This is a genomic window from Burkholderia sp. AU16482, from assembly GCF_002223285.1.
Lineage (GTDB): Bacteria > Pseudomonadota > Gammaproteobacteria > Burkholderiales > Burkholderiaceae > Burkholderia > Burkholderia semiarida.
Genome location: NZ_NKEY01000003.1, coordinates 1,625,460 through 1,640,270 on the forward strand (window position 1 = coordinate 1,625,460; position 14,811 = coordinate 1,640,270).

The window sequence follows — 14,811 nt, forward strand, 5'->3', positions numbered from 1 at the left end:
GGAGGAGTTTCATGGAAGGCTTCATCACCGACTGGCTGAACCTCGCGCTGCGATGGCTGCACGTCATCGTCGCCATCGCGTGGATCGGCGAGTCGTTCTATTTCGTCGCGCTCGACAACAGCCTGAAACCGCCGACCGACGCGAACCAGCGCAAGCGCGGCGTGTTCGGCGAGCTGTGGCACGTCCACGGCGGCGGTTTCTACAACATGCAGAAGTACACGGTCGCCCCGCCGGAAATGCCGGACGACCTGCACTGGTCGAAGTGGCCGTCGTACACGACGTGGCTGTCGGGCTTCACGCTGTTCTTCGTGCTGTACCTGCTCGCCCCGAACACGTACCTGATCGACAAGAACGTGCTCGACATGGGCCCGGTCGTCGCCGTCGCCTCCGCGCTCGGCTTCCTCGCGGCCGGCTGGATCGTCTACGACTCGCTGTGCCGCATCCTCGGCACCAACGACCGCGTGCTCGGCATCTGCGTGGGCCTGTACGTCGTCATCGCCGCGTACCTCGCATGCCACATCTTCTCGGGCCGGGCCGCCTACCTGATCGTCGGCGCGATGCTCGCGACGATCATGTCGGCGAACGTGTTCTTCGTGATCATCCCGGGCCAGCGCAAGATGGTCGACAAGATGCTCAAGGGCGAGGAACCGAATCCGATCTACGGCAAGCGCGGCAAGCAGCGCTCGGTGCACAACACCTACTTCACGCTGCCGGTCGTGTTCGCGATGCTGTCGAACCACTATGCGATGACGTACACGAACAAGTTCAACTGGGTCGTGCTCGTGCTGATCATGCTGGCCGGCGCGCTGATTCGCCAGTTCTTCGTGATGCGCCACCGCGGCAAGCAGCTGTGGTACCTGCCGATCGGCGGCGTCGCGCTGCTGTCGGGCGCGCTGGTGTGGACGATGCCGAAGCCGGTGGCGCCGGAAGCGCAAGCGGCCAACGCACCGAAGATCGTGATCAACGACATCATGCCGATCCTGCAGCAGCGCTGCGTCGCGTGCCACTCGGCCAAGCCGACGCTGATGGGCAGCGCGCCCGCCGGCGTGATGTTCGACACGCCCGACGAAGTGTCGAAGAACGCGCAGCGCATCTACGACCAGGCCGTGCGCCTGAAGGCGATGCCGATCGGCAACGTCACGCACATGACCGACGACGAGCGAACGAAGCTCGCCGCGTGGTTCGAGGGCGGCGCGGTCAAGTAAGCCGCCCGCCGGGCACCGGAAATCATTCGCCGGCGCCAGCCTCTCGTTCTCGGGCCCGGTGACGGGCCCGTTTTTTTGCCCGCGCGGAGCTGAATGCGCTTCGCGCGTCAGTCGCGCATCGCGTCGTCCGCTTCGCGGAACGTCGAACCGCAACGCTCGACTCACGCGTCGACCGTCTCCGGCAGCCGCGCGATCGCCTTGATCTCGAACTGGAAGCCGTACAGCCAGGTCACGCCGACGGCGGTCAGCGTCGGATGCGGTGCATCGCCCCAGTATTCGGGCACGATTTCCCAGACGCGCTCGAACGTCGCCTCGGGATCGACGAGGAACACCGTCACGTCGACGACGTCGTCGAACGTGCAGCCGGCCGCCCGCAGCACCGCATTCAGGTTGTCGAACGCGCGGCGGACCTGCGCGCCGAGTTCCGGCTCGGGCGAACCGTCCTCTCGGCTGCCGACCTGCCCGGACACGAACAGGAAGCCGTTCGAGCGCAGCGCCGGCGAGTAACGGTTGCGGTCGTACAGCGCCTGGCGACCCGGCGGGAAAACTACGCTACGCTTTGCCATTCGACACCTCCATCGGTCTTGTCGGGCGACATGCCCTTGCATCAACGATGGAGGCACTTTAAGGACCGTTGCGCGGCGGATAAACCGGCAACCCTGTCCAACACTGTTTGCTCGCCCCAAACAATCTGCGACCGACGCGGAGCCCCGACCCGATGGATCGATTCGACGCAATGCAGGCGTTCGCCCGCGTGGTGGAAGCCGGCAGCTTCACGAAGGCAGCCGACACGCTGCACATGAGCCGCACCACCGTCACGCAACTGGTGCAGCAGCTCGAGGCGCGACTGCGCGTGAAATTGTTCAATCGCACGACCCGCAAGGTCGTCGTCACCGCGGACGGCGCCGCATACTACGAGCGCGTCGTGCGGCTGCTGGCCGACATGGACGATGCCGAAACGAGCCTGTCCGCGGCGTCGGCGTCGCCGCGCGGGCGGCTGCGGGTGGACGTGCCGACCCCGTTCGCGCGCCTGATCCTGATCCCGGCGCTTCCCGCGTTTCATGCGCGCCATCCGGACATCCAGCTCGACATGGGCGTGAGCGACCGCGTGGTCGACGTGATCGGCGAAAACGTCGATTGCGTCGTGCGCGGCGGCGAGCCGACCGACCGCGCGCTGGTCGCACGCCACATCGGCGACCTGCGGCTCGGCGTGTACGCATCGCCCGCCTATCTCGCGCGCGCCGGCACGCCGTCGCATCCGGCCGAGCTCGAAGAAACGCATCACCGGGTCGTCGGCTTTCTGTGGGCGCGCACCGGCAAGACGCTGCCGTTCGCGATGGCACGCGACGGCGAGCGGGTCAACGTGCGCGGGCGCTACGTGCTCGCGGTCGACGACGGCAATGCGTACCTCGAAGCCGGCCTCGCGGGGCTCGGCATCCTGTGGCTGCCGGACTACATGGCCGCCGCGCATCGCGCGAGCGGCGAGCTGGTGCCGCTGTTCGAGCAGTGGCAACTCGAACCGATGCCGATGTATGTCGCCTTCCCGCCGAACCGGCACGTCAGCGCGAAGCTGCGCGTATTCGTCGACTGGGTGGCCGAGCTGATGGCGCGGCATGCGCCGGTCGCGAGCCGCCGCCGCGGTCAGGGTGCGCGCGACACGCGCAAGGGCGCGGCGGCCTGATTCGCCTGAAAACGACGCGCATGAAAAAACCCGCGCGAATCGCGCGGGTTTCGATCGACGGACGATCGGCGCGACTCAGGCCGTCAATGCATGCAGCGCGTCGTCGGTGAGCCACAGCGATTCCGGCAGATCCTGCTCGTTCAGGTTCAGGCCGTCGCCGCCGCGATCGACGACGATGAAGTCGCTGACGCCGCCGAGCGCGATCAGCGGGTGATGCCACACGCCCTTCGCGTAGTTCACGCCCTGCCAGCCGCTCGTGACGAACGCGCGGATCTTCGCCGGATCGAGATCGCCCGCCGGCGCGACGACGACGAGATACGGCCGGTCGTTCAGCGGCACGAACGCCTGACTGCCGAGCGGGTGCCGCTCCAGCATCTTCACTTCGAACGGCAGCGTGCGCGGCTGGCCGCGAAACAGGTTGACGAGCGGGCGGCCGCCTTCGTCGGCCACGTCGACTTTCGCGAGATCGTGAAAGCGGATCGTCGTGCCGAGGTTGATCGGGATCTGCTTCGCCCCTTCCGTTTCGATCACGTCGCCGAACGGCGCGAAGGCTTCCCTGGTCAGCGGTTCGATGGCAAGCGTCTTCATTTGTCGAGCGTCCCCCACAGGCGCAGGCGCGACACGCCGCCGTCCGGAATGATGTTCAGCCGCACGTGCGTGACCGGGCCGAGCGACGCGATCTCATGTTCGAAGTAGTGCTGCTTGTCCATCTGCAGCTTCTGCTCGCCGAGCAGCACCGGCCAGAACATCGACTGCGTGATCAGCGAGCTGTCGGTGCCGCCCGACACGTACGCGGCCTGGATCGAGCAGCGGTCCGGGTAGTTGCCCTTGAAGAACGCGGTATCGACTTCGATCTTGCGGATCACGCCCGGCTGCGCGAGCGCGATGATCGCCCAGTCGTTGCCGGGCTCGCGGCGGCGGCGGGTTTCCCAGCCGTCGCCCATGTTCACGCCGCGGCCCGGCAGCAGCAGGTTCGACGCGACGCCGAAGTGCTGGTTGTTCGCGGCCACCACGTAGCCGCCGTTTTCCATCGCCGCGAGATCGAACTGCTCGGTCGCGCTCGCGCCGGCCCAGTCGAGCTGCGGCTGGCCGTACACGCGCAGGCGCGCGATGCCGCCGTCCGGGTAGATGTTCACGCGCAGGTGCGTGAACGCACGCGCGTCGCTCGCTTCGACGTAGTGGTGGCTGTTGCCCTGCAGCGTCGTCGACGGCACGATCTCGACCCAGTCGGTCGCCTGCGTCGGCGCGCCGTCGGCCACGAACGCGGCCTCGATCGACGCGGCCGGCGGAAAGTTGCCGGTGAAGTGGCTCGTGTCGATGTCGAAGCCCTTGATCACGCCCGGCCGCGCGAGCTTGACGATGCACCAGTCGTAGCCGGTCGTACGCTTGCGGCGCGTTTCCCAGCCGTCCATCCACTTGCCGTGATCGTCGTACTTGCCGGGAATGAAGACGGCCGGCTCGGGGTTCAGCATCCGCTCCTTCGGCGCGAAGAAATCGTCGCTGGCCTCGAGCGCCTGCGCACCGAGACGCGGGTCGGCAAGGTTCACGTAGCGCCGCGTGAAATCGGGTGCGTTCGGATCGAGAAGCGGAACAGCCATGATGTTTCCTTGTTTCAGTGAGGCGATCGGGCCGCCGCGACGCGGCGGCCCAGAGTGCGGTGTCAGGCGTCGAGGTCAGGCGTCGATCAGGTCGTCGAGGCGAAAGCGCGCGATCCGGTAGATCTGGTCGAGGCTCGCGCGCAGCTCCTCGTCGCGCGAATGATTCACGCGCGACTCGAAGTTCGCGATGATGCCGTGCCGGTCATAGCCGCGCACCGCGAGGATGAACGGGAAGCCGAATTTCTCGCGATACGTGCGGTTCAGCGTCAGCAGCTTGTCGAATTCTTCCTGCGTGCACTGGTCGAGGCCCGCGCCGCTCTGCTCGCGGGTCGACTCGGCCGTCAGCTCGCCGCGCACGGCGGCCTTGCCGGCCAGCTCCGGGTGGGCGTTGATCAGGGCGAGCTGGCGCGCTTCGCCACCGGTTTCCACCGCATCCGACATCGTCTCGTGCAGCGCGTCGATGCTCGCGAACGGCCGCTTGCCCGCGGCGACCTCGGCCACCCACGGCGAATGTTCGAAGATCCCCGACAGCGCCGCGACGAATGCGCCGGGCGCCATCGTGTTCAGTTGCTCCAACGTGTAACGCATCGCCTTCATGCTTTCCCTTCGTTTCGATGATTGGGCTGATACGGATGATGTTCACGCCAGTGACGCGCGATATCGACACGGCGCGTCACCCATACGCGATCGTGCTGCTCGATGTGGTCGAGAAAACGCTGCAGCCCGCGGAACCGGCCCGGCCGGCCGAGCAGCCGGCAGTGCATGCCGATCGACAGCATCTTCGGCGCCTCGTCGCCCTCCGCATACAGCACGTCGAAGGCGTCGCGCAGGTACTGGAAGAAGTGGTCGCCGGTGTTGAAGCCCTGCGGCGTCGCGAAACGCATGTCGTTCGTGTCGAGCGTGTACGGCACGATCAGTTGCGGCGACGTGCGGCCGCCCGACACCTCGACGTCCATCCAGAACGGCAGGTCGTCGCCGTAGTTGTCGGAGTCGTACAGGAAGCCGCCGTATTCGGCGACCAGGCGGTGCGTATTGGGGCTGTCGCGGCCCGTGTACCAGCCGAGCGGACGCTCGCCCGTCACGCGCTCGATCGCCTCCATCCCGAGGCGCATGTGCTCGGCTTCGAGCTCCGGCGTCATGCTCTGGTAGTGGATCCAGCGCCAGCCGTGGCACGCGATTTCATGGCCGAGCTCGACGAATGCGCGCGCAAGCTCCGGATGACGCTCGATCGCCATGCCGACGCCGAATACCGTCAGCGGCAATCCGCGCTTCTCGAACTCGCGCAGGATGCGCCACACGCCGGCCCGCGACCCGTATTCGTAGATCGACTCCATGCTCATGTGGCGGTCCGGGTACGCGGCCGCGCCGACGATTTCGGACAGGAACTGCTCGGAGCCCGGATCGCCGTGCAGCACGCAGTTCTCGCCGCCCTCCTCGTAGTTCAGCACGAATTGCACGGCGACGCGGGCGCGCCCCGGCCAGTTCGCCTGCACGGGATGGCGGCCGTAGCCGATCAGGTCGCGAGGATAGTTGGGATCGAGTGGCATGGGTTCGAGGTGCGGCGAAAGCCTTGCTGAAGTAATGGGTTCGCATCGGCTGCACGGCGCCCGAGGCCGGCCGCACGAGCCGATGCGATGACGGCCCAGTGTAGCGAAAACGCTCATACGCGCCCATACAGCGGCGCAGATAGTGCGTGTCAGACGGTGTGTATGTGCGGTTGCGGCAAATTCGGGCCCGGCTGCGCCGCTTCGCCATCCGGCGGGCTGAAGCGGGCGAACGCGCCGTCGTAGCGCTTCGGCAGCGGGCGCGCGTAGTCGCCGCGCTTCGCGGTCGCGAGGCGCAGCGCGACGAGCGCCTCGGCCCACTTGACGGCCGCCGTGACGCCCTCGACCACCGGCGCGCCGATCTGCTGCTCGATCTCGTGCGCGAATTCGGCCATGCCCGCGCAGCCGAGCACGATCGCGTCGGCGCCGTCCTCGTCGAGCGCGCGCCGGCATTCGTCGACGATGATCCGGCGCGCGGCCGAGCCGGGCCGGTCGAGTTCGAGCACCGCGACATCGGTCGCGCGCACGTTGCGGCAGAACCGCTTCATCCCGTAGCGCTCCGCGAGGTGCCACGCCATCCCGCAGGTGCGCGCGAGCGTCGTCACGACCGAAAATCCCGGCGCGAGCACACTCGCCGCATGCATCGCGGCCTCGGCGATGCCGATCACCGGCCCGCGCGCAAGCTCACGCGCCGCATACAGGCCTGGATCGCCGAAACACGCGATCACGTACGCGTCGCAACCGTCGCGCTCGCCTTGCGCGATCTCGGCAAGCAGCCCCGGCGTCGCGAGCGCCTCGTCGTAATACCCTTCGATCGACGGCGGCCCCATCGGCGGGCTCACGGCCACGATCTCCGTGCCGGCGGCCGCGACCTCGCGCGCGCAGCGGCCCATCGCGTCGGTCATCCGCTGCGTCGTATTCGGATTGATCAGTCGGATCTTCATCGCCCGCTCCTTACGCCTTCGCGCTCGCGAGCATCCGGTAGAACACGAAGCCGAGCCCCGCGCCGATGAACCACGAGAAATTCGCGACGCCCTCCCAACCCGGCACCATCACGCAGGCGACCGCGATCACCGCGGCCGGCAGCAGCGCGGCAAGCGCGCGGCGATTCACGCCGCCCGTATACCAGTAGGCGCCGCTTTCCGACATCGTGTACAGGTCGTCGCGCACGAGGCGGCCGCGCTTGACGAGGTAGAAGTCGGCGATCAGCACGCCGTACAGCGGGCCGATGAACGCGCCAAGCACGTCGAGCGTGTAGTGGATCACGGCCGGGTTGTTGAACAGGTTCCACGGCGTGATGAAGATCGACGCGACGGCGGCGAGCATCCCGCCCGCGCGCCAACTGATCAGGCGCGGCGCGACGTTCGAGAAATCGAACGCGGGCGACACGAAGTTCGCGACGATGTTGATGCCGATCGTCGCGATCGTGAACGTCAGCGCGCCGAGGATCACCGCGGTCGGATGGTCGATGCGGCCGACCGTCTCGACCGGGTCCGTGATGAGCTGGCCGAACACCGGCAGCGTCGCGGCGGTGGTGATCACCGTGACGAGCGAGAACGCGAGGAAGTTGACCGGCAGCCCCCAGAAATTGCCGCGCTTCACGTCGCCGAACGAGCGGCAGTAGCGCGAGAAATCGCCGAAGTTCAGCATCGGCCCGGAGAAGTACGACACGACGAGCGACACGGCGGTGATCATCACCGGAATCACTTCCGCGCCGTGATACTTGACGCCGCCGAGGTTGATGCCGATGTTGCGCCAGCCCGCGCGCCACACCATGTAGCCGGCGAGGATGAACATCACGACGTAGACGGCCGGGCCCGCGAAATCGATGAACTTCTTGATCGTCTCCATCCCGTTCCAGAACACGAACGCCTGGAGCACCCACAGCAGCATGAAGCCGGCCCAGCCGACCGCCGACAGCCCGAGAAAGCCGTAGCGATGGACGTCCGCGTAGGGCAGCCATTGCGGGAAGAATTTCAGCACGACGATCACGAGCGCGCTCGACGCCAGATACGTCTGGATCCCGTACCACGCGATCGCGATCAACCCGCGGATCACGGCCGGCACGTTCGCGCCGAGCACGCCGAACGTCGCGCGGCACGCGACCGGATACGGCACGCCGATCTGCTGGCTCGGCCGCGCGATCAGGTTGCACAGCGCGTTCACGAGGCCGATGCCGACGATCAGCGCGATCAGCACCTGCCAGCTCGTCAGCCCGAGCGCGAACAGGCTGCCCGCGAACACGTAACCGCCGACGCTGTGGACGTCCGACATCCAGAACGCGAAGATGTTGTACGCACCCCACGTCTGATTTTTAAGGGGTGCCAAATCTTCGTTGTACAGACGTTCGCTGTAACCATCCGGCAGTGCCGGACCACCGCCCTCGCCGCCTTCCTCCGCCGGATAGGCGCTGTCGTGCGCCACACTGAACTGAGCCATGACTTCTCCTTGACGCGGCCGCAAGGCCGCTCCACCGTCATCGATATCGCCCCGGATCGTCGCCCGGAGTCGGACCAGCGGCCCTCGGCAAACGCCGCGGGCCTGCATTTCGCTCGTTCTGTGGCGCGCGGCCGGGTTCGCGTCGCCGCTCAGGCGCCGCCGAACACTTCGCGCAAATCGACCTGCCCTTGCGCGGGCCGGTCCAGCATCTTCAGTTCGACATGCTGCAGGTGGCGCGCCATCAGCGTCACCGCCTGCTTCGGATCGCCCGCCTCCAGCGCGGCGAGGATCTCGTCGTGGTCGTCGCACGAGCACGGGCTGCGCCCGTGCGATTCGTACAGCGCCGACATCAGCGTCGAGCGTGCGACGAGCCCTTCGAGGCACTCGCTGAGCGTCGCATTGCCCATCAGCGCGGCAAGCGCCGTATGGAATTCGCCCGACAGCCGGATCCACGCCGCGAAGTCGTGCCGCTCGAACGCCTTGCGTTCCTTGTCGATCAGCGCGGCGACGCCCTTCAGCCGCCTGGCGCCGGGGCCGCTCGCGAGCCGCTCGACCACGGCCAGCTCGATGATCCGGCGCATCTCGAACACTTCGTGCACGTCCTGCAGCGTCGGGCTCGCGACGAACGCGCCGCGGTTCGGCTCCAGGTCGACCAGCTTGTCGGTCGCGAGCTGCGCGAGCGCCTGGCGGATCGTTCCGCGCTTCACGCCGAACACGTCGCAGAGCTGCGCCTCCGTGAGCTTCGCGCCGGGCGCGAGCCGATGCTCGAGGATCGCGGTGCGGATTCGCTCGGCGATCGCTTCAGGGCTGGCCGCACCGGACGGAGGGGAATCGGGCTCGTTCATGATCGGCATCGTGTGATGGTCCTCATCCTAGGGTGGACATAAAGATTGTCAACAATTCTTTTGAATGATTTCGCACAATCGGCGTGCGCCGGCGTGCCTGCATTCGGTGCAACGCGCACGAAATCCATGCATATCAAGCCTCACAGGCAAGACGGAGGCCCTTCTCGTCGTATACCCTTCCGCCGATTTTGTTGACAAAAATGGTGCAAAACCGGGCGAAACTCAGGTCGGCGTCAATGAAAAATATCGACGGTTAGTTGCGCATTTGCATAAAGAAAAAGGCGGGAAATGAACTGCACCCCAAAAGTTGGACACCCGTCCAACCTTTGGGGTGTTTTTCATGACGAAGTACAACGAGCAGTTCAAGCAACGCATCGTTGACGAGTATTTTTCCGGTGGAATTGGCATCCAGTCCCTGGCTGCCCGGCACGGCGTGGGGCGTACGGTGATCCGGCGCTGGGTGGCAAGTTACAGGGAGCATGGCAACGCGGGGTTGCGCAAGAAACACGTTTGCTACGATGCTGAGTTCAAGCTATCGGTACTGCAGCGCATGTGGCGAGACGAGTTGTCATACGGCCAGGTGTCGGCCTTGTTCGACATTCGTGGCGCGGGCTGCGTCGCCGGCTGGGAGCGCCTGTATCATGAGGGCGGTATCGATGCACTGTCCCCTCGCCGACGAGGGCGCCCCCGAAAGATGGCCACTTCACTTCCGCCCAAACCCACTGAAACCGGCTCACCGGATGAACGCACACGCGAGGAATTGCTCAAGGAAAACGAGTATCTGCGTGCGGAGGTGGCCTACCTAAAAAAGCTCGATGCGCTGCTGGCGAAGAAGCAGGCAGCGCAAAAGAAAAAGCGCAAATAGTGCGCGAGCTTAGGCAACACCATCCGGTAGCGGCACTTCTGAAGGCGGCCGGTCTGGCGCGCAGCACGTTCTATTACCAACTCGGGACGCTGAACGTTGGCGATCGCCATGCCGATCTCAAGGCGAGGATCCGGGCGGTGTTCGACCATCACAAGGGCCGCTACGGCTATCGACGCGTCACGGCTGCGATTCGGCAAACCGGGCATCTCGTCAACCACAAGGCTGTGCAGCGGCTGATGCAGCAATTGCAGCTGAAGTCCCTGCTGCGCCCGAAGAAATATCGTTCGTGGCGAGGTGAGGTCGGCAAAGTCGCGCCCAACCTGTTGCAACGTCAGTTCAGCGCCACGCAGGCCAACCAGAAGTGGGTAACGGATGTGACGGAATTCAACGTCGGCGGGCAGAAGCTGTATCTGTCGCCGGTAATGGATCTGTACAACGGCGAGATCGTGGCCTACCAGATGGACCGACGCCCAAGCTTCGAGCTGGTCAGCAGCATGCTGAAGAAGGCATTGGCCAAACTCAAACGCACGGACAGACCGTTATTGCATTCGGACCAAGGCTGGCAATACCGAATGCCGGCGTTTTGTCGGCAATTGAAGCGACGCAAGCTGACTCAAAGCATGTCGCGCAAGGGGAACTGCCTCGACAATGCTGCGATGGAAAGCTTCTTCGGCACGCTCAAGTCCGAGTGCTACAAGGGACATCGCTTCACTTGCGTGGAGCATTTGCGCGACACGCTCGAGCGCTACATCCACTACTACAACCACGAACGCATCAAGCTCAAGTTGAAAGGGCTGAGTCCCGTGCAATACAGGACTCAGCCCTTGGGCGCCTAGCCTTTAACTGTCCAACTTTGCGGGGTCAGTTCAAAACCCGCCTTTCGATCGATCGCGCCGGCATCGCCGGCGTCAGCCGAGATGCGGATAGTCCGACAGCGTGAGCCGGAACCCGTGCGCATTCGCGACCAGTTGCGCCTGTGCGCCGAACGGCAGCGTCAACAGGTCGGGCACATGGCCGAACTGGAGCCCCGTGACGACCGGAATCCCGACCACCGCCCGTACCTGGTCGATCATCGCCTGCATGTCGTAGCCGTTGTCGTACTCGAACGGCCGCGCACCGGTGAACTGGCCGAGCACGAGCGCCTGCTGCCGCGCGAGCAGCCCCGACAGGTGCAGTTGATAGATCATCCGCTCGATCCGGAATGGCTGCTCGTTGACGTCTTCGATGAACAGGATGCCGCCCTCGATGTCGGGCATGTATGGCGTGCCGACCAGCGACGTGAGGATCGCGAGGTTGCCGCCCCACAGCGTGCCCGTCACGTTCACCGCCTGCACCTGCGGGGCGTCGGCCACGATCGTCGTGCTCGGCTGCGTCAGCGTCTGCCAGAAATGCTGCATCGTGAAGTCGCTCGGCGTTTCCGCGCCGAAATCGGCCGACAGCATCGGGCCGCCGAACGTCTTGATGCGCGCCTTCGCGTACAGCGCCAACTGGATCGCCGTGAAGTCGCTGTGACCGACGAGCGCGACCGGCTGGTCGCGCAGCCGGCGTTCGAGCCCGCGATAGTCGAGCCCGTGCAGGATGCGCGCGGCGCCGTAGCCGCCGCGCACCGCGAGCCCGATGTCCGGCAACGGCCGTGCGGGATCGGCGAGGCGGTTCAGGTCGCCTGCCCGCTCGCCGTCGGTGCCGCCGAAACGCTGGAAGCGGCGCTGCGTCGCCTCGATGTTCTCGATGCGCTGCTGCGCGGTGCTCAGGCGCTCGAGCGCGCGGTTGATCGCGTCGGGGTCGTGCGGATAGCCGGACGGCGCCAGCAGGCGAATGGTGTAGGACGCGGCGGGCTGGAAGGACATGGCGAAAGGTGTCGGGGTCGTCAAACCTGCTTAGAGGGTCCGAACCGTGGGCGGTTCACGAAACCATGCGCGCCCACAACGACGGGCGCGGCGGCGACGCGCCTATGACGCGCCGGATTCGGCGTCGCGGGCAAGCCGTGCTTCGCGCAGCGCGCGTCGGCGCTCGGCGAAGAACGACTTCAGCGCGGCGCCGCATTCGTCGGCGAGCACGCCGCCCGTCACTTCGGTATGGTGGTTCAGTTGCGGATTCGCGAATGCGTCGATCACGCTGCCGCACGCGCCCGTCTTCGGGTCGGCCGCGCCATAGACGACCCGCGCGATGCGGGCATGCATGATCGCGCCCGCACACATCAGGCACGGCTCGAGCGTCACATACAGCTCGCAGCCGGGCATCCGGTAATTCCGCAGGTGCTGCGCGGCCATGCGCAGCGCGGCCATTTCGGCATGCGCGGACGGGTCGTGCCCGCCGATCGGATGGTTGAAGCCGCGCGCGATCACTTCGTCGCCGCGCACGAGCACCGCGCCGACCGGCACTTCGCCGGCCGCGCGCGCCTCTTCGGCGGCGGCCTGCGCAAGACGCATGAAATGCAGATCGCGCGCCGAGATGGGCGCGGCTTCCAGAACGGGAGAATCGGCGGCGGGTTCGGCACCCGAGGCGGCTGCCGCAAGGCCAGCAGGGGCTGCGTCGGGCAGCGCGCCGGACGTCACATCGGCCCCGCTTCGGCGGGCGCTTCGTCGAGCCCGCGCTCGCACAGGCGTTCCGCGATACGCCGGCAGTAGTCGCGCGGCATCACCATCGGGCCGCCGCGCAGCGATTCGAGCGCCATGTCGAGCGCGAGGATCTTCGCTTGCAGCCGGCAGCGCGCGGCGCGGTCGCTGACCGCCTGCACCTCGTCGTGCAGGTTGCGCAGCGCGCGCAGTTGTTCGACGGCCGGCGGCACGAAGCCCGCATTCTTCAGGATACGGTTAGCCACCCGCACCTCCTCGGGCACGAGCAGGTCGTCATCCAGCGCCTGCGGCGCGCCGGTACCCGGCAAATCGTCGAACTCGCCCCGCGCGGCGGCGGCGGCAATACGTTGTTCGACCAGAGCGTCAAGCAATCTCATCAGTCAATCGGAACAATGCGGCAGGCCGAATTCTATCAGGGTGACGCCGGTATGACAGGCCCTTCGAATACATGCTCGATATTGTGCTTTTAGGGGCCGAATCGCAGCGCATGCGCGCCGATCGCAGCCACTTGCCGCGCTGCTGCGCCGCAGCAGGCCGAGCGCCGTTCGACCGCGTCCGAACGGGCGCGATGTCCGAGCCATTTTTTATCCGCGCCAGGAAGGTGGCCACAGCGCGCCCGGCGAAAACGCGAGGCGCCCCACTCCCCGCCCGATTACGCAGCCACCGTTTCCTGTCGCGCTTTCGCGAACGGGCGGAACAGCGTCGCGATCAGGAACGCGCCGATCCCGATCGCGAACGAGCCGAGGTACAGCCAGCCGTAGCTGCCGAGCGCATCGACGATCAGCCCGCCGGCCACCGGGCCCGCGGCCATCCCGAGGCTGCCGGCCATCGCGCAGCCGCCGATCACCGTGCCCATCATGCGCAGCGGGAAATTCTCGCGCGCGAGCACCGAATACAGCGGCATCACGCCCGCATAGATGAAGCCGAACAGCGTCGCGACCGCGTAGAAGCCGTCGAGCGTGCGCACGAAGTAGTAGCCGAGCGCGCCGAACGCCTGCGCGAGCAGTCCGGCGACCAGCATGCGCTTGGCGCCGAGGCGGTCGCCGAGTATCCCGAACGCGATCCGGCCGCCCATGCCGGCCAGCCCTTCGACGCTGTAGATCGACACGGCGACGATCAGCGGAATCCCGCAGGTCACCGCATAGCTGACCGTATGGAAGATCGGGCCCGAATGCGTCGCGCAACAGAAGAAGTTGGTCAGCACTAGCACCATGAACTGCGGCGAGCGCAGCGCATCCGCGACCGACATCGTCGGGGCCGGCGCGCCGGCAGGCGCCGACTCGGCCGCCGCCTGCGCGGGCGCGTGCTCGAGCGCGGGCGCCCGGCGCACCAGCAGCGACACCGGAATCATCACGACGGCCGCCAGCACGGCGATCAGCAGCATCGACGTGCGCCAGTCTCGCACCGACACGAGCCACGCGGCCAGCGGCGCCATCGTCATCGGCGCCATTCCCATGCCGGCCGACACGAGCGACACCGCAAGGCTGCGGTGCGTGTCGAACCAGCCGGTCACGCACGCCATCATCGGTGCGAATATCGCGGCCGTCGCGCTGCCGACGGCCAGCCCGAAGGTGAGCTGGAACACCAGCAGCGATGGCGCGCGGCTCGCGAGCGCCAGGCTGGCCGACAACAGCACGGCCCCCGCGATGACGACGGGCCGCGTGCCGACGCGGTCCGACAGGCTGCCCCACGCCATGCTCGCAAACGCCATCGCGATGAAGCCGAGCGTCATCGCCGCGGAAATGCCGGTCATCGACCAGCCCGTATCGTGCGCGATGGACCGCAGGAACACCGGCAACGAAAACATCGCGCCGATCGCGACGCACCCCATCAGGCCGCCCGCGGCGACAATGACCCAGCGGTATCGGGAATCCGGCATGTGGCGTGTCATGGGGTCTCTCCTCGTTCGTTGCGCCATTCGCGGAAAACCGGGGTGCCGGCCGCATGGCGCGGCGCACTGCCCGGTCGATATCGATACGACGGGCGACGCATCCGGGAATCGACATGCGGCGCGCATCGGGCCACGCCTTTTATTGTCGGCGATCCCGCTCGGCTCGC

The 14,811-nt window shown here is 66.6% G+C and carries 16 protein-coding genes; 4 read left to right on the plus strand and 12 right to left on the minus strand.

Annotated features, from left to right (window positions below):
* The first annotated feature begins 11 nt into the window (after window positions 1–11).
* Window positions 12–1,205 (plus strand): urate hydroxylase PuuD, encoded by a 1,194-nt coding sequence (locus CFB35_RS10130; RefSeq protein ID WP_089464898.1) that lies wholly within the window; start codon window positions 12–14, stop codon window positions 1,203–1,205.
* 161 nt (window positions 1,206–1,366) lie between these two features.
* Here the strand turns inward: CFB35_RS10130 and CFB35_RS10135 are convergent, their stop codons facing one another.
* Window positions 1,367–1,771: a RidA family protein gene (locus tag CFB35_RS10135; RefSeq protein ID WP_059585153.1), complete on the minus strand. Its 405-nt coding sequence runs from the start codon at window positions 1,769–1,771 to the stop codon at window positions 1,367–1,369.
* Window positions 1,772–1,923: 152 nt separating this feature from the next.
* Here CFB35_RS10135 and CFB35_RS10140 point away from each other — a divergent pair, with 152 nt between their 5' ends.
* Window positions 1,924–2,886, plus strand: coding sequence for a LysR family transcriptional regulator (locus CFB35_RS10140; RefSeq protein WP_059585152.1), 963 nt, complete (start codon window positions 1,924–1,926; stop codon window positions 2,884–2,886).
* A 75-nt stretch (window positions 2,887–2,961) separates the two neighbouring features.
* Here CFB35_RS10140 and CFB35_RS10145 read toward each other — a convergent pair whose 3' ends face one another.
* The 7 genes from CFB35_RS10145 to CFB35_RS10175 all read right to left on the minus strand — a co-directional run bounded on the left by CFB35_RS10145 (window position 2,962) and on the right by CFB35_RS10175 (window position 9,321).
* Entirely contained in the window at window positions 2,962–3,474 is a 513-nt protein-coding gene (locus tag CFB35_RS10145; RefSeq protein WP_059585151.1) for an ureidoglycolate lyase, read from the minus strand.
* Window positions 3,471–4,484 (minus strand): allantoicase, encoded by a 1,014-nt coding sequence (gene alc / locus CFB35_RS10150; protein WP_059609106.1) that lies wholly within the window; start codon window positions 4,482–4,484, stop codon window positions 3,471–3,473. The genes CFB35_RS10145 and alc overlap by 4 nt, the downstream gene beginning before the upstream one ends.
* A 75-nt stretch (window positions 4,485–4,559) precedes the next feature.
* On the minus strand, window positions 4,560–5,081 hold the full coding sequence (gene uraD, locus CFB35_RS10155) for a 2-oxo-4-hydroxy-4-carboxy-5-ureidoimidazoline decarboxylase (protein ID WP_059585149.1): 522 nt from the start codon (window positions 5,079–5,081) through the stop codon (window positions 4,560–4,562).
* Window positions 5,078–6,031: an allantoinase PuuE gene (puuE, locus tag CFB35_RS10160; protein ID WP_059585148.1), complete on the minus strand. Its 954-nt coding sequence runs from the start codon at window positions 6,029–6,031 to the stop codon at window positions 5,078–5,080. The genes uraD and puuE overlap by 4 nt, the downstream gene beginning before the upstream one ends.
* Window positions 6,032–6,180: 149 nt before the next feature.
* Window positions 6,181–6,972: an aspartate/glutamate racemase family protein gene (locus tag CFB35_RS10165; protein ID WP_089464899.1), complete on the minus strand. Its 792-nt coding sequence runs from the start codon at window positions 6,970–6,972 to the stop codon at window positions 6,181–6,183.
* A 10-nt stretch (window positions 6,973–6,982) separates the two neighbouring features.
* On the minus strand, window positions 6,983–8,467 hold the full coding sequence (locus tag CFB35_RS10170; RefSeq protein ID WP_060316689.1) for an NCS1 family nucleobase:cation symporter-1: 1,485 nt from the start codon (window positions 8,465–8,467) through the stop codon (window positions 6,983–6,985).
* A gap of 149 nt (window positions 8,468–8,616) precedes the next feature.
* Window positions 8,617–9,321, minus strand: coding sequence for a GntR family transcriptional regulator (locus tag CFB35_RS10175; protein ID WP_059645461.1), 705 nt, complete (start codon window positions 9,319–9,321; stop codon window positions 8,617–8,619).
* 55 nt (window positions 9,322–9,376) lie between these two features.
* Between CFB35_RS10175 and CFB35_RS34245 the strand changes: the two genes are divergently transcribed.
* Together CFB35_RS34245 and CFB35_RS10180 are read left to right on the plus strand one after the other, a co-directional pair.
* Entirely contained in the window at window positions 9,377–9,604 is a 228-nt protein-coding gene (locus tag CFB35_RS34245; RefSeq protein WP_143328710.1) for a hypothetical protein, read from the plus strand.
* A 48-nt stretch (window positions 9,605–9,652) separates the two neighbouring features.
* Window positions 9,653–11,013, plus strand: a protein-coding gene (locus CFB35_RS10180; RefSeq protein ID WP_089465000.1) for an IS3 family transposase whose coding sequence is annotated in 2 segments (ribosomal slippage) — window positions 9,653–10,115 and window positions 10,115–11,013 — 1,362 coding nt in all. Because the reading frame shifts where the segments join, the coding sequence is not laid out codon by codon here.
* Window positions 11,014–11,085: 72 nt separating this feature from the next.
* Here CFB35_RS10180 and ldcA read toward each other — a convergent pair.
* From ldcA to CFB35_RS10200, 4 genes are all read right to left on the minus strand, one after another.
* A complete protein-coding gene (ldcA, locus tag CFB35_RS10185) occupies window positions 11,086–12,024 on the minus strand; it encodes a muramoyltetrapeptide carboxypeptidase (RefSeq protein ID WP_059608799.1) in 939 nt (312 codons plus the stop codon).
* A 102-nt stretch (window positions 12,025–12,126) separates the two neighbouring features.
* Window positions 12,127–12,717 (minus strand): tRNA adenosine(34) deaminase TadA, encoded by a 591-nt coding sequence (gene tadA / locus CFB35_RS10190; RefSeq protein ID WP_373453007.1) that lies wholly within the window; start codon window positions 12,715–12,717, stop codon window positions 12,127–12,129.
* A gap of 11 nt (window positions 12,718–12,728) precedes the next feature.
* Window positions 12,729–13,130, minus strand: coding sequence for a DnaJ family domain-containing protein (locus tag CFB35_RS10195; RefSeq protein WP_012328731.1), 402 nt, complete (start codon window positions 13,128–13,130; stop codon window positions 12,729–12,731).
* Window positions 13,131–13,405: 275 nt separating this feature from the next.
* Window positions 13,406–14,632: an MFS transporter gene (locus tag CFB35_RS10200; RefSeq protein WP_059573732.1), complete on the minus strand. Its 1,227-nt coding sequence runs from the start codon at window positions 14,630–14,632 to the stop codon at window positions 13,406–13,408.
* Window positions 14,633–14,811 lie beyond the last annotated feature (179 nt).

Excerpts from the sequence above, each read along its gene's own strand:
- CFB35_RS10130 (WP_089464898.1), top strand. The coding sequence starts at position 12 with ATGGAAGGCTTCATCACCGACTGGCTGAACCTCGCGCTGCGATGGCTG.
- CFB35_RS10135 (WP_059585153.1), bottom strand. The coding sequence starts at position 1,771 with ATGGCAAAGCGTAGCGTAGTTTTCCCGCCGGGTCGCCAGGCGCTGTAC.
- CFB35_RS10140 (WP_059585152.1), top strand. The coding sequence starts at position 1,924 with ATGGATCGATTCGACGCAATGCAGGCGTTCGCCCGCGTGGTGGAAGCC.
- CFB35_RS10145 (WP_059585151.1), bottom strand. The coding sequence starts at position 3,474 with ATGAAGACGCTTGCCATCGAACCGCTGACCAGGGAAGCCTTCGCGCCG.
- alc (WP_059609106.1), bottom strand. The coding sequence starts at position 4,484 with ATGGCTGTTCCGCTTCTCGATCCGAACGCACCCGATTTCACGCGGCGC.
- uraD (WP_059585149.1), bottom strand. The coding sequence starts at position 5,081 with ATGAAGGCGATGCGTTACACGTTGGAGCAACTGAACACGATGGCGCCC.
- puuE (WP_059585148.1), bottom strand. The coding sequence starts at position 6,031 with ATGCCACTCGATCCCAACTATCCTCGCGACCTGATCGGCTACGGCCGC.
- CFB35_RS10165 (WP_089464899.1), bottom strand. The coding sequence starts at position 6,972 with ATGAAGATCCGACTGATCAATCCGAATACGACGCAGCGGATGACCGAC.
- CFB35_RS10170 (WP_060316689.1), bottom strand. The coding sequence starts at position 8,467 with ATGGCTCAGTTCAGTGTGGCGCACGACAGCGCCTATCCGGCGGAGGAA.
- CFB35_RS10175 (WP_059645461.1), bottom strand. The coding sequence starts at position 9,321 with ATGCCGATCATGAACGAGCCCGATTCCCCTCCGTCCGGTGCGGCCAGC.
- CFB35_RS34245 (WP_143328710.1), top strand. The coding sequence starts at position 9,377 with ATGATTTCGCACAATCGGCGTGCGCCGGCGTGCCTGCATTCGGTGCAA.
- ldcA (WP_059608799.1), bottom strand. The coding sequence starts at position 12,024 with ATGTCCTTCCAGCCCGCCGCGTCCTACACCATTCGCCTGCTGGCGCCG.
- CFB35_RS10195 (WP_012328731.1), bottom strand. The coding sequence starts at position 13,130 with ATGAGATTGCTTGACGCTCTGGTCGAACAACGTATTGCCGCCGCCGCC.
- CFB35_RS10200 (WP_059573732.1), bottom strand. The coding sequence starts at position 14,632 with ATGCCGGATTCCCGATACCGCTGGGTCATTGTCGCCGCGGGCGGCCTG.